At 49.1% G+C, this 25,420-nt stretch carries 25 protein-coding genes and 1 tRNA gene; 24 read left to right on the forward strand and 2 right to left on the reverse strand.

Going from position 1 to position 25,420, the window contains the following annotated elements; translation table 11 throughout:
• The first annotated feature begins 67 nt into the window (after positions 1–67).
• The 10 genes from BUA44_RS00170 to BUA44_RS00215 all read left to right on the forward strand — a co-directional run bounded on the left by BUA44_RS00170 (position 68) and on the right by BUA44_RS00215 (position 10,220).
• A tRNA-Leu gene (locus tag BUA44_RS00170) sits at positions 68–147 on the forward strand.
• Positions 148–183: 36 nt separating this feature from the next.
• Positions 184–1,443 (forward strand): trigger factor, encoded by a 1,260-nt coding sequence (gene tig, locus BUA44_RS00175; protein ID WP_072807567.1) that lies wholly within the window; start codon positions 184–186, stop codon positions 1,441–1,443.
• 13 nt (positions 1,444–1,456) lie between these two features.
• Positions 1,457–2,047, forward strand: a complete 591-nt coding sequence (locus tag BUA44_RS00180; RefSeq protein ID WP_072807568.1) for an ATP-dependent Clp protease proteolytic subunit — start codon at positions 1,457–1,459, stop codon at positions 2,045–2,047.
• Positions 2,048–2,052: 5 nt separating this feature from the next.
• Complete coding sequence (clpX, locus tag BUA44_RS00185) at positions 2,053–3,408, forward strand: ATP-dependent Clp protease ATP-binding subunit ClpX (protein WP_083579391.1); 1,356 nt, start codon at positions 2,053–2,055, stop codon at positions 3,406–3,408.
• A gap of 85 nt (positions 3,409–3,493) precedes the next feature.
• A complete protein-coding gene (gene lon, locus BUA44_RS00190; RefSeq protein ID WP_072807569.1) occupies positions 3,494–5,830 on the forward strand; it encodes an endopeptidase La in 2,337 nt (778 codons plus the stop codon).
• Between the two features lie 112 nt (positions 5,831–5,942).
• Positions 5,943–6,383, forward strand: coding sequence for a hypothetical protein (locus BUA44_RS00195; RefSeq protein WP_072807570.1), 441 nt, complete (start codon positions 5,943–5,945; stop codon positions 6,381–6,383).
• A gap of 41 nt (positions 6,384–6,424) precedes the next feature.
• The gene (locus BUA44_RS00200; RefSeq protein ID WP_083579392.1) at positions 6,425–7,210 is read left to right on the forward strand and encodes a YggS family pyridoxal phosphate-dependent enzyme; all 786 of its coding nucleotides are present in this window, start codon (positions 6,425–6,427) and stop codon (positions 7,208–7,210) included.
• Positions 7,211–7,234: 24 nt separating this feature from the next.
• Positions 7,235–8,089: a nuclease-related domain-containing protein gene (locus tag BUA44_RS00205; RefSeq protein WP_072807571.1), complete on the forward strand. Its 855-nt coding sequence runs from the start codon at positions 7,235–7,237 to the stop codon at positions 8,087–8,089.
• A gap of 313 nt (positions 8,090–8,402) precedes the next feature.
• On the forward strand, positions 8,403–9,248 hold the full coding sequence (locus tag BUA44_RS00210) for a hypothetical protein (RefSeq protein WP_072807572.1): 846 nt from the start codon (positions 8,403–8,405) through the stop codon (positions 9,246–9,248).
• A 228-nt stretch (positions 9,249–9,476) separates the two neighbouring features.
• Complete coding sequence (locus BUA44_RS00215; RefSeq protein ID WP_072807573.1) at positions 9,477–10,220, forward strand: hypothetical protein; 744 nt, start codon at positions 9,477–9,479, stop codon at positions 10,218–10,220.
• 29 nt (positions 10,221–10,249) lie between these two features.
• On the opposite strand, the gene BUA44_RS00220 is transcribed toward BUA44_RS00215, so the two are convergent.
• On the reverse strand, positions 10,250–11,614 hold the full coding sequence (locus tag BUA44_RS00220; RefSeq protein ID WP_072807945.1) for an ATP-binding protein: 1,365 nt from the start codon (positions 11,612–11,614) through the stop codon (positions 10,250–10,252).
• A gap of 289 nt (positions 11,615–11,903) precedes the next feature.
• Between BUA44_RS00220 and BUA44_RS00225 the strand changes: the two genes are divergently transcribed.
• The 12 genes from BUA44_RS00225 (at position 11,904) to BUA44_RS00280 (ending at position 22,295) form a co-directional block, all read left to right on the forward strand.
• A complete protein-coding gene (locus tag BUA44_RS00225; RefSeq protein WP_072807574.1) occupies positions 11,904–12,758 on the forward strand; it encodes a TIGR02147 family protein in 855 nt (284 codons plus the stop codon).
• Positions 12,755–13,459: a substrate-binding domain-containing protein gene (locus BUA44_RS00230; RefSeq protein WP_072807575.1), complete on the forward strand. Its 705-nt coding sequence runs from the start codon at positions 12,755–12,757 to the stop codon at positions 13,457–13,459. Before BUA44_RS00225 ends, BUA44_RS00230 begins: the two co-directional genes overlap by 4 nt.
• A gap of 39 nt (positions 13,460–13,498) precedes the next feature.
• The gene (locus BUA44_RS00235) at positions 13,499–14,128 is read left to right on the forward strand and encodes a hypothetical protein (RefSeq protein WP_072807576.1); all 630 of its coding nucleotides are present in this window, start codon (positions 13,499–13,501) and stop codon (positions 14,126–14,128) included.
• 1 nt (position 14,129) lies between these two features.
• Complete coding sequence (locus BUA44_RS00240) at positions 14,130–15,395, forward strand: hypothetical protein (protein ID WP_072807577.1); 1,266 nt, start codon at positions 14,130–14,132, stop codon at positions 15,393–15,395.
• Between the two features lie 42 nt (positions 15,396–15,437).
• Positions 15,438–17,525, forward strand: a complete 2,088-nt coding sequence (locus BUA44_RS14960) for an InlB B-repeat-containing protein (protein WP_083579393.1) — start codon at positions 15,438–15,440, stop codon at positions 17,523–17,525.
• Positions 17,526–17,536: 11 nt separating this feature from the next.
• On the forward strand, positions 17,537–18,178 hold the full coding sequence (locus BUA44_RS00250; RefSeq protein ID WP_143151790.1) for a hypothetical protein: 642 nt from the start codon (positions 17,537–17,539) through the stop codon (positions 18,176–18,178).
• 1 nt (position 18,179) lies between these two features.
• Positions 18,180–18,989, forward strand: coding sequence for a hypothetical protein (locus tag BUA44_RS00255; protein WP_072807580.1), 810 nt, complete (start codon positions 18,180–18,182; stop codon positions 18,987–18,989).
• 95 nt (positions 18,990–19,084) lie between these two features.
• Positions 19,085–19,834 (forward strand): hypothetical protein, encoded by a 750-nt coding sequence (locus BUA44_RS00260; protein WP_072807581.1) that lies wholly within the window; start codon positions 19,085–19,087, stop codon positions 19,832–19,834.
• 36 nt (positions 19,835–19,870) lie between these two features.
• On the forward strand, positions 19,871–20,617 hold the full coding sequence (locus BUA44_RS00265) for a hypothetical protein (RefSeq protein ID WP_143151791.1): 747 nt from the start codon (positions 19,871–19,873) through the stop codon (positions 20,615–20,617).
• Positions 20,614–21,243, forward strand: a complete 630-nt coding sequence (locus BUA44_RS00270; RefSeq protein WP_072807583.1) for a hypothetical protein — start codon at positions 20,614–20,616, stop codon at positions 21,241–21,243. Before BUA44_RS00265 ends, BUA44_RS00270 begins: the two co-directional genes overlap by 4 nt.
• Positions 21,240–21,971: a hypothetical protein gene (locus BUA44_RS00275; protein ID WP_072807584.1), complete on the forward strand. Its 732-nt coding sequence runs from the start codon at positions 21,240–21,242 to the stop codon at positions 21,969–21,971. Before BUA44_RS00270 ends, BUA44_RS00275 begins: the two co-directional genes overlap by 4 nt.
• Before the next feature lie 33 nt (positions 21,972–22,004).
• Complete coding sequence (locus BUA44_RS00280; protein WP_143151792.1) at positions 22,005–22,295, forward strand: hypothetical protein; 291 nt, start codon at positions 22,005–22,007, stop codon at positions 22,293–22,295.
• A 62-nt stretch (positions 22,296–22,357) separates the two neighbouring features.
• Here the strand turns inward: BUA44_RS00280 and BUA44_RS00285 are convergent, their stop codons facing one another.
• Positions 22,358–24,508 carry a fibrobacter succinogenes major paralogous domain-containing protein gene (locus tag BUA44_RS00285; protein ID WP_072807586.1) on the reverse strand — a complete coding sequence of 717 codons (2,151 nt, stop codon included), beginning with the start codon at positions 24,506–24,508 and terminating at the stop codon, positions 22,358–22,360.
• A 128-nt stretch (positions 24,509–24,636) separates the two neighbouring features.
• Here BUA44_RS00285 and BUA44_RS00290 point away from each other — a divergent pair, with 128 nt between their 5' ends.
• Both BUA44_RS00290 and BUA44_RS00295 read left to right on the forward strand, forming a co-directional pair.
• Positions 24,637–24,921: a nucleotidyltransferase domain-containing protein gene (locus tag BUA44_RS00290; protein WP_072807587.1), complete on the forward strand. Its 285-nt coding sequence runs from the start codon at positions 24,637–24,639 to the stop codon at positions 24,919–24,921.
• Positions 24,922–25,104: 183 nt separating this feature from the next.
• Entirely contained in the window at positions 25,105–25,314 is a 210-nt protein-coding gene (locus tag BUA44_RS00295; protein WP_072807588.1) for a hypothetical protein, read from the forward strand.
• Positions 25,315–25,420: the final 106 nt, after the last annotated feature.

A 25,420-nucleotide genomic window follows, 5' to 3' on the forward strand; every position in this document is an offset into this window, starting at 1 on the left:
ACGAGGGATAAAATAGATGTTTTGCTCGCAAATGTTTTGGACTTTTTCTAATTTTGGGTGCGGAAACGCGAAAGTGGCGGAATTGGCAGACGCGCCAGACTTAGGATCTGGTACTTCGGTGTGAGGGTTCGACTCCCTCCTTTCGCAGAGAATTTCAAATTAAACCGCATATCGGAGTCCATAATGTCCGTTGAAATCAAAGAAACAAGCGCAACCGTGCGCACCCTCGAAGTCGCAATCCCGCAGGCCGACCTTGAAGCCCCCTTCGAAAAGAAGCTTTCCCAGTACAAGAAGCAGGTGGCCCTGAAGGGTTTCCGCCAGGGCATGGTCCCGAAGGCGATGATCCTGAAGCAGTTCGGTGACGCCATCCGTCACGAGGCCGTGAACGAGACCGTCGACAAGGTTGTGGGCGAGGCGCTCAAGAACGCGAACATTATCCCGGTCGGCCAGCTCAAGGTCACCAAGTTCGAAGACAACAAGGAAGCCGGCGTCGCACTGACCCTCGAAGTCGAAATTGACCCCGAAATCGACATCAAGGGCTACGACAACACGGGCATTACCGTTCCCGATACCGCCGTGCACGAAGAGGAAGTCCAGGAAGAATTTGACCGCCTGGTGAAGATGTGGAGCAAGGACGAGCACGTCGACCGCGCCGCGGGCAAGGGCGATGTCGTCGTGGGCAACTACATCGAGGTCGTTATCGACGGCGAAAAGCAGGAACTCCCCGAAAACAAGGAATTCCGTAGCCTGCTCGGCGAATCCGCCTCTCCGGGATTCGACGAGGGCCTCATGGGCGTCAAGGCGGGCGACAAGAAGGAAATCAACTTCAAGTACCCCGATGACCACAAGGACGAACGTTACCGCGGCAAGACCGCCCAGTTCAACGTGGAAATCACCGACGTGCGCGAAATCGTGCCGCCGACCTTCGACGAGGAATTCTGCAAGCAGGTGGGCGTCAAGGACGTCGACGAACTGAAGGCCAACCTCGCCGAGAGCCTCGCCAACCAGAAGCAGGATGCCGCCAAGACGAAGGCCGTGAACGAGGCTATCGACAAGCTTATCGAGCAGAACCCGTTCGAGGTGCCGAACGCCCGCGTGCTCGACCTCATCAGGTGGTCGCTCAACCGCAACGTGCAGGACGAGAAGGACGCCGTCGAGCCGACCGAAGAACAGGTGAAGACGCTTTCTCCCGAGGCTATCCGCGAAATCAAGAAGCACCGCATTCTCGACTTCGTCGCCACGAAGGAAAAGCTCAAGGCGAGCCAGGCCAAGGTGGACGAACGCCTCCAGCAGATGGCGAATGCCTACCATATCGGCTTCGAAGATTTGAAGAACCATTTCCGCCAGAGCGGCAGAATCAACCAGCTGCGTGACGAACTCCGTGTCCAGATGGCTGCGGACTTCATCGTGGGCATCCGCCCCGCTGCCGAAGAAACCAAGTAAAAGAGGTTAGTTAATGATCATTCCTACCGTCATTGAGACCACCGGGCGTGGTGAACGCGCCTACGACATCTACTCCCGCCTCCTCAAGGAGCGCATCATCTTCTTGGGTACGCCCATCAACGATGAAGTGGCGAACAACGTCATGGCGCAGCTGATTTTCCTTGAGTACGAGAACCCGGAGAAGGATATCACGCTGTATATCAACAGCCCGGGTGGTTACGTGTCGGCAGGACTTGCCATTTACGATACCATGCAGCATGTTCGCCCGAATATCGCGACCATCTGCATCGGAAGCTGCGCCTCGATGGCCGCCGTGCTCCTTGCCGCGGGTACCAAGGGCAAGCGCTATGCGCTCCCGCATTCCCGCATCATGCTGCACCAGCCGTCGGGTGCCGCTACCGGCCAATCTACCGATATCCAGATTACCGCGAAGGAAATCGTCCGCACCAAGGATACCCTCACCGAGATCGTGGCGAAGCATACGGGCAAGTCTATCGATGAAGTCCGCGCGAAGACCGACCGCGACTTTTACATGGGGCCCGAGGAAGCGAAGTCCTTCGGCGTTATCGACGAAATTTTTATTCCGCGTAAAGAGGGAGTGTAGCGCTCATGTACCGTAGCGGGAAAAACCATCCGACCGTGACATGCAGTTTCTGCGGAAAGCCCGCGGAACGTGTCGAGAAGATGATTACTGGCGCAGGTGTCCAGATTTGTAGTGACTGCGTGGCGATGTGCCACCGCATTATCGAAGAGGACAAGTCCCGCTCGATGCAGGAGAGGGCCAAGGCGGATGCTGCCGTGCAGAAGCCGCTCCCGCTCCCGACCGAAATCAAGGCGCACCTGGACGAGTTCGTGATTGGCCAGGACCAGGCGAAGATTGCGCTCTCCGTTGCCGTCTACAACCACTACAAGCGCTTGCGTTACAGGCAGGCCCATGCCGATGCGCCGGGCGTCGAGGTGGAAAAGTCCAACCTGCTCCTGGTGGGCCCCACCGGTAGCGGCAAGACGCTCCTCGCGCAGACCATGGCGCGCTTCCTGGACGTGCCCTTTACCATTGCCGACGCCACGGTGCTTACCGAGGCGGGCTACGTGGGCGAGGACGTGGACAGCATTATCGTGCGCCTGTTGCAGGCTGCCGACTACGATGTGGCCCGTGCCGAGCGTGGCATCATCTTTATCGACGAAATCGACAAGATTGCGCGCAAGACCGCGAACCCTTCCATCACTCGTGACGTGAGTGGCGAAGGCGTGCAGCAGGGTCTTTTGAAGCTCCTGGAAGGAACCGTTGCCGCAGTGCCGCCGAAGGGTGGCCGCAAGCACCCCGAACAGCCGCTGGTGCAGGTGAATACCAAGAACATCCTGTTCATTTGCGGTGGCGCCTTCGAGACGCTCGACAAGATTATTGCCCAGCGCGTGAACAAGGGTGGCATGGGTTTCGGCGCCGATATCCGCAGCGAGAAGGACAACACGCTGAGCGAGCTGTTCCAGCAGCTGGAACCCGACGACCTTATCCGTTTCGGGCTCATTCCCGAAATCGTGGGCCGCTTGCCGATTGCGGTTGCGCTCGAGGAACTCGACGAGTCTGCATTGCTCAACATCCTGACGCAGCCGAAAAACGCGCTCGTGAAGCAGTTCAAGAGCCTGTTCGAGATGGACGGTATCGAACTCTCGTTTACCGACGACGCCCTCAAGGAAATCGTGCACGAGACGATGAGCCGCAAGACCGGTGCCCGCGGGCTCCGCTCCGTCATGGAACGCACCCTGCAGAAGGCGATGTTTACGATGCCCGGTTCCGACGTGAAGAAGCTCGTGGTGACCGCCGATACGGTGAAGAAGGGACTTGCCGTCGCTTCCGAGGAAGCTTCTCCCGAGGACAATTCCGTGGAGTTCGGCGGGGTTGCCGACCTTTCGGAATCCGAGTTCGTGAAGGATTCCCCGCGCCGTGGCCGCAAGAAGGCTTCGTAGGGCTTGCTGAAAAAATGTTCTAGCGGTTGCCGCGGGAATTGCGGCAGCCGCCTTTTGTTTCTTTAAGATACTATCTTTGCAGTGTATGAACTTTGATTTTTCGAAAACGTATCCGCTGCTCCCGCTCAGGGATGCCGTGGTGTTCCCGCACACGACCCGCCGTATTTTGGTGGGCCGCGACATGTCTTTACGCGCGCTTGAATTTGCCGAAAGCCACAATAATGAAATAGTCCTCGTTGCACAGAAGGACGTGACCGTTGAAGAAATCCAGAACCCGATGCTCGACCTGTATTCGGTGGGCGTGATTGCGCATGTGAGTAACGTGATGCCGTTCCCGAACGGCTGCGTGAAGGTGGTGCTCGAGGGCGAGGAGGTTGTGGACCTGCGCTCCATCCTGATGAACGACGGCTTCTTGAACGTGACGGTTTCCCCACGCAAGATGCGCATCGGCGCTAAGGACAAGACCTCCCTTTTTGACGAGGTGCTTACGCGCTTCCGCGACTACGCGACAAAGAGGAACATCGCCGAGGGCATGGTCGATGCGTTCTTCGGCATGGAAAACCAGCTGGACGCCTATTACGGTATGATTCCGTTCTTGCAGGTGTCGCTTGCCGAGAAGCAGAGCTTTCTGGAGATAGCGACGCTCGACGAGATGTCGGCGAAGCTGCTTGCGCTGATGGACGTTTCCGAGGACAACGAGAACGTGCTCGTGCGCGTGCAGCAGAGCGTGCGCCAGAAGATGGCGCAACAGCAGAAGGAATGGTTTATCTCCGAACAGATCCGCCAGCTGCAGGATGAACTGGACGGTGATGGCGAAGGGGCCTCGGAACCCGAACAGCTCTTGAAGAAAATCAGGGCGAAGAACTTTACCCCGGCAATCGTGGAAAAGCTTGAGGACGAGATTAGCCGCATGAAGCTCATGCAGCCGACCTCGCCGGAATATGCGGTGAGCCGCAACTACCTCGACTGGTTTTTGAACCTGCCCTATGGCGTGTACACCGACACCGTCCTCAACATGAAGAAGGTGAAGAGCGAACTCGATTCCAAGCACTTCGGGCTCGACAAGGTGAAGGAACGCATCATGGAATACGTCGCGGTGCTCAAGCTCACTGGGACCGAACGCCGTTCTCCGATTTTGTGCCTTGTGGGGCCTCCCGGCGTGGGCAAGACGACCCTCGTGGAATCGATTGCGAACGCGATGCAGCGTAACTTTGTGCGCATTACGCTCGGTGGCGTGCGCGACGAGGCCGAAATACGCGGGCATCGCCGTACCTACATCGGAGCGATGCCGGGCCGCTTTATCCATGCGCTGCGCCGTGCCAAGTGCATGAACCCGATTATTCTGCTCGACGAAATCGACAAGATGGCGAGCGACTTCCGTGGCGACCCCGCGAGCGCGATGCTCGAGGTGCTTGACCCGGAACAGAACCACGACTTTACCGACCACTTTATGGAAGTGGGCCTCGACCTGAGCCGCGTGCTGTTTATCGCAACGGCGAACAGCGAGAGCGAAATCCCCGAGGCTCTGCGCGACAGGCTCGAAATCGTGCGCCTGCCCGGCTACTACCCGCACGAGAAGCTGCAGATTGCAAGCAAGTACCTGGTGCCGCGCATTTGCGAACGCACCGGCGTAAAACTCGGCGAGCAGGTTTCGTTTGACGATGTGATTATCAACCAGGTGATGCGCGGCTGGACCCGCGAGGCGGGCGTGCGCGAACTGGAACGTACCCTCGAGAGTGCGGTGCGCCACCGTGCGAAAGAAATCGTGATGGGCAAGAAGATTAAGCCCGCCGTTACCGAGAAGCAGTTGCAGGAATACCTCGGCGCCCCGAGATTCCTCGACAGCCAGCTGCCCGAACCGGGCCGCCCCGGCGTGGTTACAGGCCTTGCGTGGACAAGCGTGGGTGGCGAGATTCTCCCCATCGAATGCATGCTCCTGAGCGGCAAGGGCCAGATTATAATGACCGGAAAGCTCGGCGACGTGATGAAGGAATCCGCCCAGATTGCGGTGAGCCTGGTGCGCGAACGCCTGCACCGTTTTGGCATCGACCCCGCGATTGTCAAGAAGACGGACATCCACATCCACGTGCCCGAAGGCGCCGTGCCGAAGGACGGGCCCTCCGCGGGTATCGCCCTCACGCTGTGCCTGCTCTCTGCGTTTACCAGGATTCCCGTGCCGCCTGACGTCGCGTTTACCGGCGAGGTGAGCCTCACGGGCGCATGCCTTGCGATTGGCGGGCTCAACGAGAAGGCGCTTGCGGCTCTCCAGGCCGGCGTGAAGACGCTTCGCCTGCCTGCCCAGAACAAGAAGGACGTGGACGAACTTCCGGCACCTGCAAAGAAGGGCCTCAAGATCTATACGCACAAGCACATCGACGAAATCGTGAAGATTCTGTTCGTGCAGAAGAAGGCGAAGAAGTAGGTAGCCTGAGTGTCACCTTGGAGCGCGAAGCGCGATAGGTACATTTATTGTCCCCGGTGCGCTCCGGGGATTTTTTTGTATTTTGAATAAAGAAATTTGACGGACAAATTATATGTCGAAAGATAAGCCACTATATACGCTTGAAAAAAGAGATGTTCTCTTTTTTGTGATTGTAGAAACTGTTCTTTTTCTTTTGCCGACAATTTTAACTGTGGCAGCGATTGCTTTGGGTTTTTATGTAGATTATGGTACGGGTCCGGATAAACGGGCGTGGATTCTTTCTGCAGTGTTTTGGCCTTTTATTCCATTCGCTTTGTGCGCCCCTTTTGTGTGCGTCTATAGAAAACTTTGGCGCACGCCGCATGATTTCTTTACCATTGCCAAGATTTCGTTTGTTCCGTTTATTCCAGGATGGCTGTATATATTGGGCTGCGCTATTTGGTTGTCTATCAAGTGGGAATGGGAAATGGTGGGGATTCTTGGTTTACCGTCCTTTATTTTCTTGGCTTGCTATCTCATTGTTTTACTGGGCCTTTTTCTTGCTAGACGATAACTCGTTTTATATATTTGTGCGTTGAAAAATAGGGGCGTAAAATGGAATTTACTCTTGATGAAATGCGTGAACACCTTGCTACTCTCGAGGCAAGGATTGCGGAAGCCTGCAAGATTGCGGGCCGTAGCCGTGAATCGGTAAAACTCGTTTGGGTGAGCAAGTTCCACCCGGCAGAAGCCGTGGAAAATGCAATTAGTTTGGGTGCGACCGATTTTGGCGAGAACCGCGTGCAAGAAGCGGAACTCAAGTTCAGCGAACCGCGTATGGCGAAGGACGGGAGTCGCGTGCGTTGTCATGTGATTGGCCCCGTGCAGAGCAACAAGTTAAAGAAGGCGGCCATCGTTGCCGACTGCATCCATTCTATCGCGAGCATCGAGGCAGTGGAAAAGCTGGAACGCGTTTGCGCGGCACTCCCCGGAGAGAACGGCGCGGGCAAGATTCTCGATATCCTTTTCCAGGTGAACGCTGGCGAAGAAGAGACGAAGAGCGGGCTCGACGTGCATGAGGCCGAAGCATTCCTGAACGGGCTCGCAGAAAAAGCGGGCGCCGCTTCCGACGGCAAGAGCGAAAACTTCCCGCACCTGCGTTTCCGCGGGCTCATGACCATCGGGAAGAATACGGGTGTCGCCGAAGACAGCCGCGAATGTTTCGCGTTCCTCCGCGGATTGCGCGACAAGTTCTTGGCACGTGGCGGCGTGTTCGCGAACTTCGACCAGCTTTCGATGGGCATGACTGGCGACCTGGAAGTCGCGATTGAAGAAGGCTCCACGATGATTCGCGTGGGCACGGCCCTCTTCGGCGAACGCGACTACAGCAAACCGGTGTAGCGCCTTTCCCCGCAGAAACTTCTCATGAATTCCGCGCTCCTTGCCGCCATATTCATTGCAATATTCCTGCTGCTCGTCTTGACGCGGCGGAAGGGCGGGCATCGCGGGGATTCACGGCAAGGTCGGCCCGGCCGGCGCGCTTCCCGCAAGTCGCCCGCAGGTAACGGATTCGACGGCGCGGGCTACTGGAATGCGCGCGACGTGCAGTTCCGGCAGGAGGATCGCCCTCCGGTCGATGCTCGCAAGGCCCGCGGGCTCGAGGCCGCCCTGGCCGATGACGTTCACGGAAAGTTCGGCGAGGCGGCCACGTCGGCGCTCGTAGCGCGGGCGGCTTCCGGTGACAGGCGAAGGCATTTCATATTGCAGAACGTTTTTATCCCGACGCATGCGGGCTATACCGAAATCGATACGGTGCTGTTGCATGTCACGGGCATCTATGTTTTCGAGACGAAGAACATCTCCGGCGAAATCGAGGGCGACCTCGATGTGGAACGCTGGAACCAGGAATTGGGCCCGCGGGTGCATCACACGCTGTATAACCCCATCCGGCAGAACACGGGCCACATGGGGGCGCTTCTCCGGCAGTTGAAAGTCCGTCTCGAGAGCGCGAGCATATATTCCTTCGTGGTGTTCAGCGACAGGTGTACGCTCAGGAACGTGCCTGCCTGCGGGCAGTTCGGCAAAAACGGGAATGGCTGGCGGGTGCTTCACCTGTGCGAACTGCGCGAATCGCTCGAGCATGCATTCAGTTCGCGCCCGCAGGTGTATGATTCCCGCACGCTGGAATCGTGGTGGCAGGCGCTGCAGCCCTGCGTGAACGTTCCCGAAAGCGTCCGGCAGAATCACGTGAAGTCTGTTCAAAAATTGCACACAACATAACGCACACATTTTGTCCCCTCGAAAAACTTTTTTATACTCGCGCATTCAACTCCCACAATAAACATCTTATCCCCACAATAAACATTTTATCCCCGCGCATCACTTCCCCGCAAACGCATCTCGCACCCGTAATCATCATACATTTTTCTTACAAAATAAAGCGTTCCACCTAAAGTAAGAAAAAAATATGTTAACTTGTTGTAATTATATACAACAGAATAGTCAAAATCTTGTGACAGGAATCAAATTATTTTCTAAATTCGCTGCCGGGTTAAGACGAGAACAAAGAACTTTTAAATCCTACAAGGAGAAAATGACGAAAAAGCTAATCGCCCTCTGCTCTTTTGTGTTCCTGCTGTGCTCCTGCGCCGGCGTGAATGTCAAGCAGCCCGATATCGGAAACGTCAAGAAGGTTGCTATCCTGAGCGTCACCGGTAGCGAGGAATACGAAGATATCGAAGTCGTCAAGGGCAAGAAGGAAACTCTCCTCTCTGTCGTGGGCAACATCATCAAGGACAACGTCGAGATGATTAACGAGCCGCAGGTGAATATCGCGACTCACGGCGCGAACGCGCTGTTCCAGGTGCTCAACGGCATTGATGGCTGGAGCGTTATCCCGTTCGAAGAAGTGAACAACAACGAAGAGGTGAAGGCCTTCTTCGAGAACAAGGATACCTGGGAAAAGGTCGAGGGCTTCGCCGAGAAGGTCGCTCCCCGCGACGGCAAGCGCCGCGTGCCTGCAAGGGGCATGTACGAACTCTCCTTTGACAAGGTTGACCCCGAAGGCAATACTTGGGTGAACGGTGAACGCATCGAAGCCCCGGTACACCGCGCACTCGGAAAGATGTGCCAGTCTCTCGGTGTCGACGCCATCGTCGTGGCCGAATACTACTTCTACTACGAAACCGGCATGATGACCAAGATTACGAGGAACGTGACCCCGATCGTGCTCGTGAACGTTGCCATGATCGACAAGAACGGCGAGAAGGTGCTCTTCACCGACCGCGGCTGGAAGCAGGTCGAGGGTAGCGAATCCGCAAAGGTCAACGGCGATTACGTGAACCTTCGCGAGGACAAGTCCGTGAAGGCCTACAACCTCGCCATCGACCAGATTATGGAAGAATTCCGCAAGGAAGCCGTGAAGAAGCTCGGCAAGTAACCTAGAAGAATTGTATTACTCCCTGGAAACGAGAGGCTGCGCTTTAACGGGCGCAGCCTTTTCCACATCCTGTAAAAATAGCCCGTTTTCCCGATAAGCGGCATTTTTCGCTGATTGGCGATGCTCAATTTGCTCCCCAAAAACATATATTTTTCGGGACAAGAGCAATGTGAGTTTATTGTGAAACTGTTTAATGTAAAACCGCTTATATTCGTCCTTTTTGCTTGTGTGCTCAACCTTACCGGCTGTGCTGTTACCTCTTCGGGTAACATGGTGGGCGAGGCGGCCTCGCTCCGGTATTCCACGGCAGAAAAGACATTCCGCTTTATGGAGGTGGGCACGACTTTCGCGGGTACGGACCACACTATAGAAGCCCCGCATAGCGACATGCACGTGTATGGCTTTACGGAGAACTTTAAGGTGGGCCTTGCCTCGATGGATTATTCCGTGCTGGGCCAGAAGGGCGGCCTTTTCCTCTCGCTCCCGGTTTCTATCCCGATGGATGTCGGCATCCGACCTGTTTTTGTGCAGTGGCTGGGCCCGCTCTACCTGGGTGCGGGCGCGTCGTTTGTCGGGGGTTTCTACCCCAACCGCCAGGATAGCGATTTGGAACCCGAGCCAGACAATTCCCTCGGCCGTTTTGATTTTTTCATCCTGTACAACTTTGGCGGCGGTGTCATGTTCGATCTCGGGGAAAGTATTACCCTTGGCGCCTACATGAACTACGAGAGGATGGCCATGAATGATGGCGGCTCTTCGGAAGACGACCTTATATTTATCGATATCATCTCTTTCGGCGATAAAGAGAACATGCCCGCGTATGCCATTCGCAAGAACGTGACGACGCTTGGCGTAAACATCTTCGTAAAGCTGAAGAGCCCCGTTGGCTTCTACGCCGAATACACGCCCGAGGACTTTCTGGGCAATGGCGGCTGGCAGAAGTACCGCTTCGGCGTAATCGCGCTGTATTAAGCACTTGCCATCATTCAGTCTATCATTCGCTAAATACACCAGGCCATATACGACGGGACCTTCATTACCCCGTCATCAACCGCAAATTGTTTCGGATGGATTATAATGGACTCGCCTATGCGTTTCTTGAATTTATCCTTGAACTTGCCGAGTGATGTTGTCGTATAATTTTTCGAAGACTTCACCTCTACCGGGAACACCTTGAAATTGACCTTGCTTTCATTAGAAATCAAGAAGTCTATCTCCATGGAATTGCGATGCTTTGCGGCATCGTATTCCGTATAGAAAAAGAGTTTGCGCCCTTTGGCTCGAATCATCTGCGCAATCATGTTTTCATGGAGCATCCCCTCGTTCAGCGAGATTTTGCCTTCCATGATGGCCTTATATAACTGGTTCGACGCAATCTCGTTTTCGCTAAAAGCAAGGCTCACCAAAAGGCCCGTATCGCACAGATAGCACTTGACCAACGAATCGTTCTTGTTCAAAGCGAAGCCGACATTGGGATCATCGCATTTATAACAAAGGTTACAAATCATTGAGTCGTCAAGCCAAAAGAGCGGCTCGTCATATTTGGAGAATGTCGCCGCATTAGACTTGTCAATCTCGGTAAGGACAATTTTTTTCTCGTGGGTTGAAAGGTAACCCGGAATGTTTTCAAAAATTGCGGAGACCTTGGAATTGTAACGCTTAGATGCCTTCCTGATATCGTCGCGATAGAGGTCCAGAATTTTCCGTTTTTCCTTGTCGCTCTTCGAAAAGTCCCGATTGTTCTCTACATACGCAACAATGCTTTGTGGCATGCCGCCCACCAGCATATACTCCCTGAAAAGGCGCGTCGCACGCTTATGAAAATGATCTTCTAAAGGTTTCTTTTCGGCAAAGCACTTGCCAATATACTCAAGCAAGACATCTTCGCCCAAGGCCCTGGCGAACTCCTCGAAATCGCAAGGGAACATTTTAAGTTTTTCTTCTTCGGAGGGGATTGTTATGTCATCGACATTTTCCTTTATAGAAATCAGTGACCCCGTCTCGATGAAATCGTAGCGGCCATCCGCCACAAGGTACTTTATCGATTCCCGCGCCTTCGGGAATTTCTGGATTTCGTCAAAGATGATCAGCGACTCTCTCTTGAACAGCGGCTTATTGTATTCCAGAGACAGGACCTGGAAGAAAATGTCCAGGTTGTTCAGGTTCGTCTCGAAATTATCGCGAACCTTTTTGGAGGCCTTGTTGAAATCAACAAGAATATACGACTTGTATTCACGTTCACCGAACCGCTCGGCCACGGTGGATTTGCCAATTCGACGAGCCCCTTCTATCAGCAGGGCGCTCTTCCCGTTGGATTCTTTTTTCCATTTCACAAGACGGTTGTAGGCTTTTCTCTGAATTTCCACAGGTTTCTCCGTTTCAATAGTGCGCAAAGTAAAATATATACTATTTACCAATAGTGCGCAAGGTATTTTTTTTTAAAACCGCCAATAGTGCGCATAGTTTCAACTTTTTGGGGCTCTGCCAGGCTGTTCTTTGATAGGGGCGCCCTGCCCTCTTCCTGTATCCAAAGCGTATCTAAATTTTTGAGATTTGCGAAAAGTTGTGAAAAATTCAACAATTTTGAATAAAAACGGCACTTTTGTATTAAAAAATGTTGACAAAACGGGGTTTGGAACCTAGATTCATAGGTATATGGCCCCATTGCTGCAGTATCAAGACTATAGGTGCTACCTGCAAAACTTCTATGACTGGAAAAAGCGGACGTCCGCTTTCTCCTGGCGCGACTTTTCCAGGATGGCGGGGTTTGCCTCGCCCGTGTTCCTGAAGCAGGTTTGCGAGGGCAAGGCGAACCTCGGGAAAAAGGCGACCGTCAAGGTGGCGGATGCGTTCGGGTTTGTCGGCGCCGAGCGCGAATACTTTTTCAACATGGTCCAGTATGCCCAGGCCAAGACCGACGAGAAGCGGCGCTACGCCTTTGCCGAGATGGAGAGCATCGCGAGCGCGAACAGGGTGGCGCATGTCGGCACCGATGCCTACAAGTACTATGATTCCTGGGTGCACCCGGTGGTGCGTGAACTCGCGCCGGCCATGCCGGGGGCTATGCCGAAGGAAATCGCGCAGAAGTGCCTCCACGAGGTCTCGGCGAAGGAGGTGAAGGATTCCATCGATTTCCAGGTGGAGGCGGGGCTCCTCAAGAAGACGGGGCCGGGGGAATACGAGCAGACGGACAAGTTGCTGGCCGGCGATACGCAGTCGATGGCGCTGGCGGTCCGCTCCATGAACAGGCAGATGGCGCAGTTTGCCGCCGAAACCCTTGACAGCGTCCCGGCAGACGAGCGCTTTGTCTCGGGCATTACCATGGGTGTTTCGGACGATGCCTTCGGCAAGATTGTCGAGGCGCTGCGCAAGTGCCGCGAACAGGTGCAGAGCATAATCTTTAACGACGACAAGGTGGAGCGTGTATTGCGGCTCAACCTGCAACTATTCCCGCTGACCGAAAGGATCGGGGACACTGAAGATACTAAAACTAAAAGGAACACGCCATGAAAAGAACACTTTTGCCGCTTTTAACTGTTGCCGCAAGCATGACGATAATCGCATGCGGTAGTGACTCAGGTGCCAACGCAGTCCCCTCGCCAGGGAATACATCGGCAATCCTCCAGCCAAGCGACTGCGAAGGAATTATGAAGGCATTGCCCGTGCAGCCGGAACTGGCCTACACCGCCACCTATGACGCAGAGGAAGATGAGTGTGTCGTAGTTTTTCCAAGCGCGGTAGACACATCGGCAAGTTTTAATTTCCGCAGCAACCTAGGAGCCTATAGCCTTTCACTTGTAGATAAGGGCTCAAAATATGATTATTACGCCAACATGGGGATTCTATTCCATAGGTCAAGCCAACCCAACCAGTTTACTTTTAATCTGCGATCAGACTGTAAAAATGCTGCCTACGTGGCAAACATTCCCGAAAAAGATTCTACTTGGGAAGCCGAAAAACGCTGTGACTTATTCACAAAATCAAACAAAGACAGCTACATCTACATGACACAGCCGCAATGGAGCGAACACCAGGCAGCCCTTACCGCAGACGGCTGGATGCCTATAGCCAAATGCAATGTGTCACCATTCACTGGTACAATCTGCTTCCAAAAACAGATAAATGACTACATCTTCGAATTAGGATATAGACCCAAGGAAGAAGATTTAATGATGAGGGTAGAAGTCGTGTTTGAATACCAGAAAATCTGACACAAGCAAAAGTGTAATACTTAAATAGTTCTATTCAAGATGAAGAATCGAATCCCTTACTACGTTCTGGCCTTGCTGTGTACCCTGCTTTGGGGGCTTTTCGCCTGTTCCAAAGACAACACCGCAGGCGGAACGGTAGACGGGAACTCGATTGCGGAAGTTCATATTGATTCTGTCAAGGTGTTCGCGGATGCGTTATCTGCAAGTATGGACAAGCCTGAAATAGATTCAACTATTTTCTGGTATAAAATAAATTTCAATGGTGTAGGGGAAGAAGTTTTCTCCTATGAAGAAACGGAACCATTCTTTTATTGCAGTATTAATGTTTATCGTTCTGAATACGGCGTTCGTACTGTTGAATCGTTTTCAAGGGGAGGTCTTTCCCTACGCACGTTTTTCGTCACCTTAAGTGATGAAGGGGTTGTCTTTCATGAGAAACTAGACAACTCATATGCGCCGGAAGAAAATCGCTGGGAGGGCGACCTTTCCGCTTTTGAAAAATCCTGCGAGAACAAGGGATGGAATTTGTATCGCCATTATGTCGATTTCCCGGAAAAGGAAATTCATTTGACCTGTTACACGTCCAAGGACCATTTGACAGAAACCATGGATGAAGTCCTAGATGGCTATGTAGAAAAGATGAAACAACAATGCATGGAGGATAAGTAAGATGACTACCCAGATCCGCCTCTCCCGTCCGAGCCGATTCTCGGCTTTCAAGACAATCATTCTCTGCTTGCTGGCAGGGCTTTCTTTACCAACCATGCTATATGCAGATTGGGATGGTGGTGTCAAAAAGCCTTCAACCATTGAAAAAAATGGCAGGACATTTTATGAAATTGAGTCTGCCGAAAATCTTGCATGGTTTATGATGCAGGTAAACAAGGGCAATACCGGTTATAATGCAGTCTTGAAAAAAGACATTTCAATTGTTGATTCTGCCGTAACAGGAAAATCAGTCAAATGGACGCCGATTGGAGATGCAGATAGTGTTAGTTACAAGGGTGTGTTTGACGGTGATGGGCATACGATTTCAGGAGTTTATTCAAATGCAAAGTATGCAGGTTTCTTCGGGTTTATTGGCCCTGGCGCGGTTATTAAAAATCTAAATCTTCAAAATGTATTGGCTCAAAGTTATTTTGGAGTAACATCTAGAGCAGGCTTACTGTCGAGTATGTTCTCTGGAGATTCCGTTATTAATGTTTCTGTTGCGGGAACTGTTTCGGATACCACATATGCAGGAGGTCTTGCCGCCATTATCAAGAGCAAGGCTTATATTAACGGCTTTAGGGGCGATGTTTACTTTGTAGGAAAAGCAAAAAAATATAACGAGTATATTGTATATTCCGAAAAACAAGTTGCTGGTGGTGTTGCCGCGTTGGTGATGGATTCTGTAAAAATTTTAAACAGTCATGTTTCGGGACTCGCAGATAGTTCTGAAATAAGGGGCATGGTGGGTGGTTTTATTGGTATAGATTCTGCTTATGCATATTTTGAAAATGACACTAATAATGTTAATATACGATTGAATGATTCTCCGGCTGATTTAGGGGGCTTTGTGATGCGTGTCGCACCTAGTGCTACTGCGGATTTTGTAAGTTGTCTTAATAGGGGGAATATCCAGGGTAGTCAAAGTTATGTTGGTGGCTTTGTGGGGTATAGCAAAGGCAATCTATCGTTTTATAATTCTGTGAATGAAGGAGAGATTAAGCATCCTGGAAGCATTACTTCTTCACATTTCGCAGGTGGATTTATAGGATGCATGTCTGCAAATGGTCAGGTTTCCATAGATCATAGTTTTAATATGGGCAACATATATTCGGCTTACGAGGCGGGTGGATTTGTGGGATTGGCTATCGCAAGATTAACTATCACAGATTCTGAAAATGCAGGTACAATTGATGGAAAGACTGCTGCTGGTGGTTTTGTTGGGTAAGCATCGGCAGATAGTTCGCTCATTATTGATTATAGCAGAAATGTGGGGACAATTGTTGGTCGCTATACGGGAGGATTTATTGGAGAAGCGTGGGACACGATTATAATTGATCATAGTGTGAATGCGGGTGAAATCGCAGGAACTGGAGAACATATTGCAGGTTTCATAGCACAAGTATCTGGAAAAACCGCAAAGGTTGATGTTAGGAATTCTACCAATATGGGTAAAATTATAACTGACGGGGGAGCTGATGTTGGTGGTATTTTTGGAACTTGTTCCAATTGTACTGCGACAAATTGCGAAAATTATGGTGAAATTATTCTTGATGGTAAGGACAATAGCAAGACTGCTAATGTTGGCGGAATTCTTGGAAACTGGGGTTCTGCGATAAATTGCAGAAATTATGGAAACATTACAATTGATTCGGTAGGTTCTCCCACTGTTGGCGGTATTGCAGGTTTAGGCACTGTTCAGGGGTGTGTCAACAAGGGCGCAATTACCGTAAATACGCGGTCTACAAGTAAGGTTGGTGGAATCGGTGGTCAAACAAGTGCGTATTATTCGTTGAATGAAGGGCGCGTTGTTGTAAATTTGGCAGGTATAGGCGAGGAATGCTATGCCGCAGGTATCACGGCGACGATTTCGTCAACAACAAGACTTGGAGGAAATATAAATAAAGGGACTATTATTGTGAATGGGGGTAATGGTGATGCTCACGTATATCCGCTACATGGAGTTTCTGCTGATGGAAAATCTACGAGGGCAAAGGCTGTGGCAGGAAGCATTTCCTTATCTGATTCAATTGTAAATAATGGGCGTTTGACTGCAGGTTCTACATTGAAAAATAATAAGGATACGGTTGCCCAGTGTGCTTTTTTTGATAAGGATATTTACCGTGTTGATGACGACTCACTTGGTTTCGGTATATCAACTGCTGAAATGGAGACGATAGAATTTGCGTATCGCCTAAATACTTGTAATGGCTTGGTCAAAAATTCTGGTTATTGGAGCCAGCATGGAGACAACTATCCTGTAATGTCTGATCAAGACAATCATGCAATCTACAAAGTTATATTCAAGGATTCTTCTAGGGTTATTAATATCAAGACTTATAAGATTGGTGAAAGCCTTACCAACTATGAGGGAGTAATTATAGACATGCCTGAAGCTCCTGATCCTAGCGATGCCGATGAAGACTTGAAGTTTGGCTATTGGGCTTATGAAAACCAGGTGATAGACGAAAATACGATTATTAATGGTGATTATACCGTTTATGCGACATATGTGCCAAAAAATTCTGTGGTTGAAACTTTGGCCTTTAAAACGGAGACCGGCGATGTTTTTGCAAAATATGTGATTTCAGATAAAATGGTAGAAATTACTTTGCCAAATGCTCCTTCCAAGAATGGTTATGAATTTCTTGGCTGGTACAATGGAAACCAATTTGTCGGTGCCGCGGGTGCAAAAATTGTTCCGAACGGATTGTCAGTCTTGAACGCAAAATATGAGACTATTTTGTACAAGATTTCGTTCATCTCTAGAACGGATACTCTACAGACAGGTTCTTTTGCTTATGGAGATATGCCGGAATATAAAGGCGAAAAGCCTACGTGTGCTGAGTTAGGGTATGAGTTTGATGGCTGGATGCCTATTGTTGCTGCTGTTAGTGCGGATAAGTCTTATTATGCTCGGTGTTCAAAGAATGGGGCTGGAATTTCCTCCAGTTCTTCTGAACAACCTTCTAGCAGTTCTGAGATTGCTTCTAACTCTTCGAGTTCTCTGGGCGATGAAACAAGTTCTTCGAGCACGATAGCGTCTTCGTCATCGGAGGCTGAAAGCAGTTCTTCTGCAAAGTCTGAATCATCTTCCTCGTCGAAGGTGAATAGTAGTTCCTCGAAGGGAACGGATATTGCGTGGAACACTGTTCAGCCTATGTTCAATCTTGCGGTAAACGGCATGACGCTCACGCTTTCTAATACGCAGGGTGGCGTTGTCCGCATCTTCGATGCGCTCGGTCACATGGTTGCCGCCAAGTCAATTGCCAGTGCAACGACGAGTATCACCCTGCAAACTCCGGGCAACTACATCGTCCGGGTGAACGGGGCAAGCCGTAGTGTAATACTTAAATAGTTCTATTCAAGATGAAGAATCGAATCCCTTGCTACGTTCTGGCCTTGCTGTGTCCCCTGCTTTGGGGGCTTTTCGCCTGTTCCGAAGACCGCACCGCAGGCGGAACGGTGGACGGGAACTCGATTGCGGAATACACCATTCCGGAACATCCGCTGGATTCTTCGAAAGTATTTGAAGATAAACTTTCTGCGTCTATTGATGATGACGAAATTGACTCAACCATTTACTGGTATGAAATCCATTTCAATGGTGAATGGGAACAGTATCTTACTACTGTTGACGGCTCATGCTTCATCAATATCTATCGTCCGGAATATGGAGTGCTGATGGCAGGGAGTGCTTGGAGTGACAATTCGTATTATTATATATTCTATATATTCTTCCTTACCGCAGGTAATGATGGAGTTGTCTATCATGAAAAAATCTACAACAACTATGGTAGCAAGGACTTGTGCGAAAAAGACCTTGCCGATATTGAGAAGTCTTGCGAAACGAAGGGCTGGGACTTGTATCGCCACTATGTAGAGTGCCAGGATGTCAGGGAAGTGCGTTTGACCTGTTCCTCTCCCGAAGTGCCGTTGACAGAAAATCCCGATGATATTCTGGAACGCTATGCTGAAGACATGAAGCAAAAGTGCCTGGACTATAAGTGATATGCGGAAGATTGCTTGTTTGATTCTGCTCTTGGCTGATATTGCGTTGTCATGTGAGGTTGTCGCAATGTCAAGTCATGATTACCCTATTGTAGAAATCAATCTGTTTGATGAGAATAAGGTTGATATGGGCAAGGTGAAATCGATTGACTATGGAAATGGTCTGCTTAAAGAAGAAAAGACCTTCTTGGCGTATCGTGCGGATTTGGATACATCGGTGTATGTTTACTTGAATGGCAAGCAAATGAAATTTTATAAGATGTGTCATTCGGCCCAGGAGTGCGATAGTTTATACGAAGACTACGATTTTGCGAAGGTCATATCCGACGAAATGCACAAAATGGGGTCAAGGGGATTGTTTGTGCGCAAGTTTGACGCTGATTCCTTGTCTAGACATATCCTTGATGTGATGCTGTCGGAATCGTATAATGACTTTACCCTTTCCGGTATCTCTTATAATTACGATAGATCCTATAGTGACGAAGATGACCATGATGCCGATGTCGCGGCAGAGGCGCTGACGGCGGGAATGTTCTGCGAAGGTTTTTGCTATTTTATGGACACCTTGAGCCAGTGCCCGGAATTGGTTACGGCTAGTATTCCTGGAACCCGTCTTATGAATAGTGTGACTATTCGCAAAATTTCGGGCAATGCCTACCTAGTAGAGAAAGATTGGCGCGATGAACTATATAGAATGTATGGTTTGAATGGTGCTTTGCTAGACCAGGGATATATACATGGTGGAATACTTTGGGTAAGGCAAACACCTGTAATCCTGGAAATTTCGAATCAAAGGTTTTTGTTGAAATAGAGATGGTTTTACCTATTCTAGTTACAATTACGGCAATAATTTTGTTACGCATTTTTTGATTGATTATTTAGGATGGAAAGGCCGAGGATATTGGTATGCGTTCGGTGAAAATATTGTTGTTTTCGTCTTGCTTCCTTTTTTTAGGATGCTTCGGGACAAGGCAAGAGACTGATAAACAGCCTGTAAATATAAATTACTCTAGATTTGTTGAATCGGACGGTATGGGAATGAATTATCAGTCTATAGAAGATCTTTTTAATGTGCGTTTTAATAGCAAGGACTTGGAATGGGAAAAAGAAAAGAATATCTTTTATGTTCTTTTTTCTGATATTGAAATATATATCCTATCATTGCCTCAAGATAGTTCCGATGCTCTGATTTATATGCTGTACTCAATTGAGGACGAACATCTCGCTGAAACGCGAGGAGATTTTGAAGAGTGTATGGAAGGGAACATAAAAGAAAGAATGCCGACAGTCTATGACCTGTGCCGAAAAAGGGTTCCCATGCCGCCGGCTTTGATTGATAAGATGAAGTCCTTCTTGCTGGACGGCAAACAATCAATTGATAGTCGCAATTGCGCCACAAATTTAGACATGTTTATTTTTGATGGCGAAAAGTACCACTATTTCGACATGTCCAAGCCCTCCTGTCTCGATGAAAACATTAAAAAAGACCCACGCATTTCCGAATACATCGAGTTCTACAACGAGATGGCGGCATTCATAAAGCAGGACTTCAGCGCCTGCCGCTGGGACAACTTCGGCAACAGGGAAAAGATGATCCGCGAGTGCGGCAAGTTCAACTGGCGCTGGAAAAGGGAATATCCGAATTTGGTAGAATAAGTAGATTCATCTCTTAATTGATTTAGCAGGGTTCGAATGGCGAAAATGGTGATATTAGTATTATTTCTTTTTTTATCGGTTTGTGCGCAGGCTGATAAGCTCAAGGACACGTTGTTTCTCCAAAAAACGGATCCGCATCATCTCTATTATGCTGATAAAGATGTTGTTTTAGAATCATCCGTATCTCTTTTTGAAATAATATATGATAATATCCGTCCGTTATTTCCTGGCAAAAATATAGATAAGGATGGCCCTTTTTTTTATTATGAACATATTGATCACACTGACAGGGACATGCATGCTTTTTTTTCATATGAGACCGATTCCATTTATATAATTGTAGATCCGAGTTGGGTTTCAAAGGACTTTCCAGTGGCAGGCCGTATTGGTAGATGCTTGAAAAAGCATTTTATGCTTAATTTTGGAAGATATCAAAAATCTTGTTCAAAGGCTATTCCACTCAAACCAAAACTTAAGGAATGGTTGAATTTATTGAGAGAGCATAAATCTGAAATACTTTACGCCTCGCGGCCCATTGAAACATATGAGTTGATATTCAGAGATAATGGCGCAGATAAAGAATTTTATGTACCAGATATTTCAAAAATACAGAAAGACCAACGTTCCATTGTACTTGATTTCTATGAAGAAATTTCTCTTTTGCTTCAGGAACTGATTGAAATAGATTTTTCGCAATGTAGATGGGATAAACTAGTAGATAATCCGGAACGCTTCTATATTTCCCATGGAAATCAGTTGGATGTGGAGTGCGAAGAACCATGAATTTGATGAAAAAGATTTTTATTATTTTTTCTTTTTTCGCCTGTTCCGTAATGGGTTCTGATTTGAAATTCGAAGAATCTCCAAAAGAAATGATACATCAAAAAATTACTATGGAAAAAAATGTTTTTGAGATGTTTTTTAGAGATTCTTTGTACAGTTGGGAAAGGAATGGAATTTACTTGTTTGTTGAGCAAAAAGAAAAATTAAAGCTCTTTTTTATAAATGGAAGAGAAGTGAATCTTTATCAACATCCGATTATGAATGAATCCCGCTGGATAAATCCAGATGGTTATCTAGATGAACGAAAAAGAAAGGTGAACCAAATCAGTTTTGACAGGTGTTTTCGGCGAATGGTTCTTGATGAGGGTGCTGCCTTGTTTTTGAAGAATACGCCTTTTGAACGATATCCTTTGATAACAGTTATGAAAGGTTGGGAACGTCTTTCCAATACGGATGATGTCATTTATTTTGGCTTTGTAAAAGAAGGTGATGGTGTAAGAGAATTCTTTTTTAATGATTTTAGAAAAGATGAAATAGTAATAAAGAAACCTTTGGATAGATTGATTCCTTTGTATGATTTGCTGAAAAAGCAACCATTTGATGCTTATATGGATGATTGTAAATGAAAAAACGGATTTTGTTTATACTGCTTTTATTTTTCTGTGGATGTGCCAAAAAACCGGTCGTTGGTGATTGGCTCCATTCGCGGCTTTCTGCTGAAGATACTTTCTTGATTCCGGAAAAGCAGACCATCCATGTTTTTGCTGAATGGAACATGCTGCGATGGGTCGGTTCTTCGCTTCGAATGGAACGTACTATAGATAAAGAAGCGCTTGTTTATTCGTTAAGCAATCCTTCAGGGGTCGTGGAAGGTCGTTATAATCCAGGTTTTTGTTTGCGTGGCTCGGGTCTTCTTGGGGACAAATTGTTTGATTCCAACCAGAACAATGGCGGGTTGGATGCTGAATGCTTATATACAATGAATCCTTCTACATTTGAGTGGATTATGGGGGCTATGTTTGGCCGATCCATGGTGTTGGATACTACGAACGATTATATTCGTGTTTTTTATTCGGGCGACAGCCTTTGCATTGAATCAGAACAAATCCAAAATCATAAAAGATTGAAGCAGAATTACCTCGCTGTAAAAGATGAACAGGGATTTGTTCGTGAAACTTTGCAAGGCCCCATTTACGAGTTTGACATTCCTCTAAATGAGCCTATTTTCTCCTTGACCGTCCGTACAGACCCCAAAGACTTCAAGGGCTACAAGCCCCTGAAACTTGACCCGTCCATCCTCCCGCTCGAAAGTCCCGGCTACAAGAAACTCCGCGAGCAGGATACGCAAAAATAGCGATAATTGTCCAAGGTGGGCAAATATTAATCAATGTGCTGGCTTATATTCTTCCTTACTGCAGGTAATGATGGAGTTGTCTATCATGAAAAAATCTACAACAACTATGGTAGCAAGGACTTGTGCGAAAAAGACCTTGCCGATATTGAGAAGTCTTGCGAAACGAAGGGCTGGGACTTGTATCGCCACTATGTAGAGTGCCAGGATGTCAGGGAAGTGCGTTTGACCTGTTCCTCTCCCGAAGTGCCGTTGACAGAAAACCCCGATGATATTCTGGAACGCTATGCTGAAGACATGAAGCAAAAGTGCCAGGACTATAAGTGATATGCGGAAGATTGTATGGTTTGAATGGTGCTGCGCTAGTTCGCAAACTCGAGATTTTTTTCTTAGTTTTTCACGCAGCGGACAGAGAACCCGCGGTCTTTTTCGTTGTATTGTGATGAGTAGAATCCCAATGCTGTTTTGCGGTAATCGAGGTAGGCATAGATTGCACCTGTAACCTTCTTGGCTTCGGATGATGTCCAGAAGTTTGCGAAGTAGCCGTCATCGTCAAATGTCGTCTGGCTGAAATCCCCGCTGGGAGTGGTATGCGTCCCATAATAGGCGCCCGTCGGTATAGCCGAGAAACCGTATGGGTCATTGGAGACGGTCGATGTCGAATAGGTCTGCCATCCCTTTGCCGACTTCAACAGGCCCGAAGCGCCATCAACCTTATAGACATAGTTTGCCACCTGGTACCATTCGGTGGAATCGGGAAGGTGCCAGCCATCGGGGCAGATGCCTTGATGTGGGGACTCGATTTCTTCGGCTGCCGATGCGGTCAGATAGCCCGAGGGCAGGTTCATCGCGGCGGTCCACGTGTAGAGCCTTCCGCCAAGGTTGCAGTTCTTCTCCACGTTCTTGTAGCACCAGGCATTGGCGACCAGGTTGGTGTTATCCTTGTCGTAGTAGTTCAGGTTTTCGGCCATCCATGTCTGTAGCCCGATAGTGACGGTTTTGTATTCCTGGCCGTCGCGGCTATCCTTGAACGAACCGTATTCGACCTCGCTGTTCCGGAAATGTTCTTTTGGGAGGTCATAAAGCGATACGGGACGCCAGCTGCCATGACCGCCATCGCAGATATAGGTGTCCTTCGATGTCTCGGGCGACATGAATGTGCCTGATTTCTTGACGGTGCAGGCATTCTCGTAAAGGGCTTCGGTGGAATACATGATTCTCCAGGCCCCTTCTTCGCAGACATACTGTTTTCCGAGATTGCTGCTGTATCCGTTTTTCACCTTGAGGAATTCCGCGTCGTTTTCGTCGGTGCAAGCACCAAAGCCATAAGCGTCGCCAACAAACAGCCCGATATACTTTTCGAACGGGGGAACCTGCGGATTGATTTCTTCAAGCATCTGGCGAATGCCCTGTGTCCCGTACGAATACGCCATTATCCAGTCGGCCATTTTTACGCGAGTTTCTTCGTCATCGTCCCAGGTGCCGTCTTTTTCGAGGTTTTCCGCGATGCTCGTAAGGCGGCTGAGGAGTTCGGATTCCGTGAGGTCGCCCTGCAAGAGGACAGATGCGGCCAGCAATTTGGCGTCATCCTCTGTCTTGCCGAAAATGCTCAGGTCTTCGAAAGAGTGGTTCGCTCCACCGAAGTTGAATGCCTTCATTATTTCCTGTTCTGCAGCAGCCTTTGCGGCGGGAACGTTCTTGTATTTCCCGCTTTCCGTATAAAGATACACTACGCGCTTGTGAATCAAGTGGATCAGGACATTCATGTTCACGCTTTCGCGGTCCTTTAGGTCGACAATGCCTCTCAAGGTCAGGGTGCCCGTAGAGGGCTTGAAAAAGTTTTCGTTGTAGTAGGAGCCGCTTACCTGCAATTGCGCGTATTGTGTGGATAAAGTAATTTTCGGTGACGTGAAATCTCCCTGCGAGCCGGTCACTTCCCATTCGAAATTGGTTCCGGTAAGGTCTAGCGCTTCGTCAAGTTCGGAAAGCCTCAGGGTGCTGCCTGCGGCATACGGCCCCTTCTCGGCGACACCATTGAAAACCTGCTTGCTGATGGCGACGGTCTTGACGGTTTCGTCGGCGCCCTGCACGCTCGAACTGGATTCGGGAACGCTGCTTGAACTGGAAACCTTGCTACTGGATGATTTGCCCTGGCTACTCTTTTCGCTGGATGAACTCTTGTCGGATGAATCTCCCTTGGAGGAACTTGATGACTTGCCCGAATTAGAGGAGTCATTCTTGCTTGAACTAGAAGACTCCTTCTTGCCGGAACTCGATGACTTCTTTTCGTCGGAGGAACTTTCTGGTTTTCCAATATTTTCCCAGTCGCTTCTCACGCATTTATAGTTAGCGTTTGCCTTTTCGACAAAGACAACCTCGCCCTCGCGTTTGTCGTTGCATTTTCCCAGGTCGTAGATGGTTTCTACTGAGGAGTTATCAGATGGGTCGGAGATGAATGTATTGCTGGAATCGTCGCCACACGACGCCAACAGCATCGCCATGGCAGAAAGGCCTAGAAAGCCGATTCTTTCCTTTTTCATATTGATCTCCTTTGTGAGGGCGGGTCCTGTTATGGTAATATATAATTTTTAGGAGGGGATATATAACTTGCTATTTTGAAAATTTATTATTTTAAATTATATTTAAGGGTATAGCAGTCCGAGGAACCATGAACTTGCCGCTGAACATACAACGCCAGATAGAGGAGTTTGCGAAAACTTGCAAACTCGAGAAGGTCGTTTTGTTTGGTTCTCGGGCAAGGGGGACTAACCGGGAGCGGAGCGATATTGACTTGGCGGTTTCTGGTGGTGGTGTGGATCGCTTCGAGGAGTTGCTTGAAGAGCAGGCGGATACGCTTCTGTCGTTTGATGTTGTGAACCTGAACGAGGTTGTTTCAGACAAGTTGAAGGCTGCCATTGCTCGAGAGGGGAGGCTGCTGTATGCAAAAGTTTGAGAACTTCGTGAACTGCTTTTAGGCCTCCCTACGTACAAATTTCTTTACTTTGTGCGTGCTGTAAGCATTTTGAAAGAAACGAATAGGTTTTTTGTCGCAATGCCCTAGCGAGATGTATCTATATTTGGCCCCGGTTTTGGATGTTTGTCTGTTGTTGATTGGAGACAAAGGAAAGGGGTTGAAATGACCTTGTTTGGAGATAGTGAACTCTTGGTTCTTGTAATCAAGTTCGTGTGCGTGGTGGGTGTTTCGGTCGTGCTGTTTGCATACGCCTGCTGGAGGCTCTACCGCCATGAGGCACACTTCGTGCCGGTGCGCAAGAAGGAAAAGTGGGAAATCGCGTTCGAGAACTGGCTTCGCGAACACGGGAACCACGAACTCAACAGGTTCTAGCGCCTGAACCCTCAAAAACGTTTGTTTTGGGCCACCTGCCGCGTGCGGGGGCTTTTTGTGTGGGCGTTTTTTCCTAAATTTGCAGACGTAAAATTTAATCGTGGCC

It is taken from the genome of Fibrobacter sp. UWR3 (assembly GCF_900143055.1).
Taxonomy (GTDB): Bacteria; Fibrobacterota; Fibrobacteria; order Fibrobacterales; family Fibrobacteraceae; genus Fibrobacter.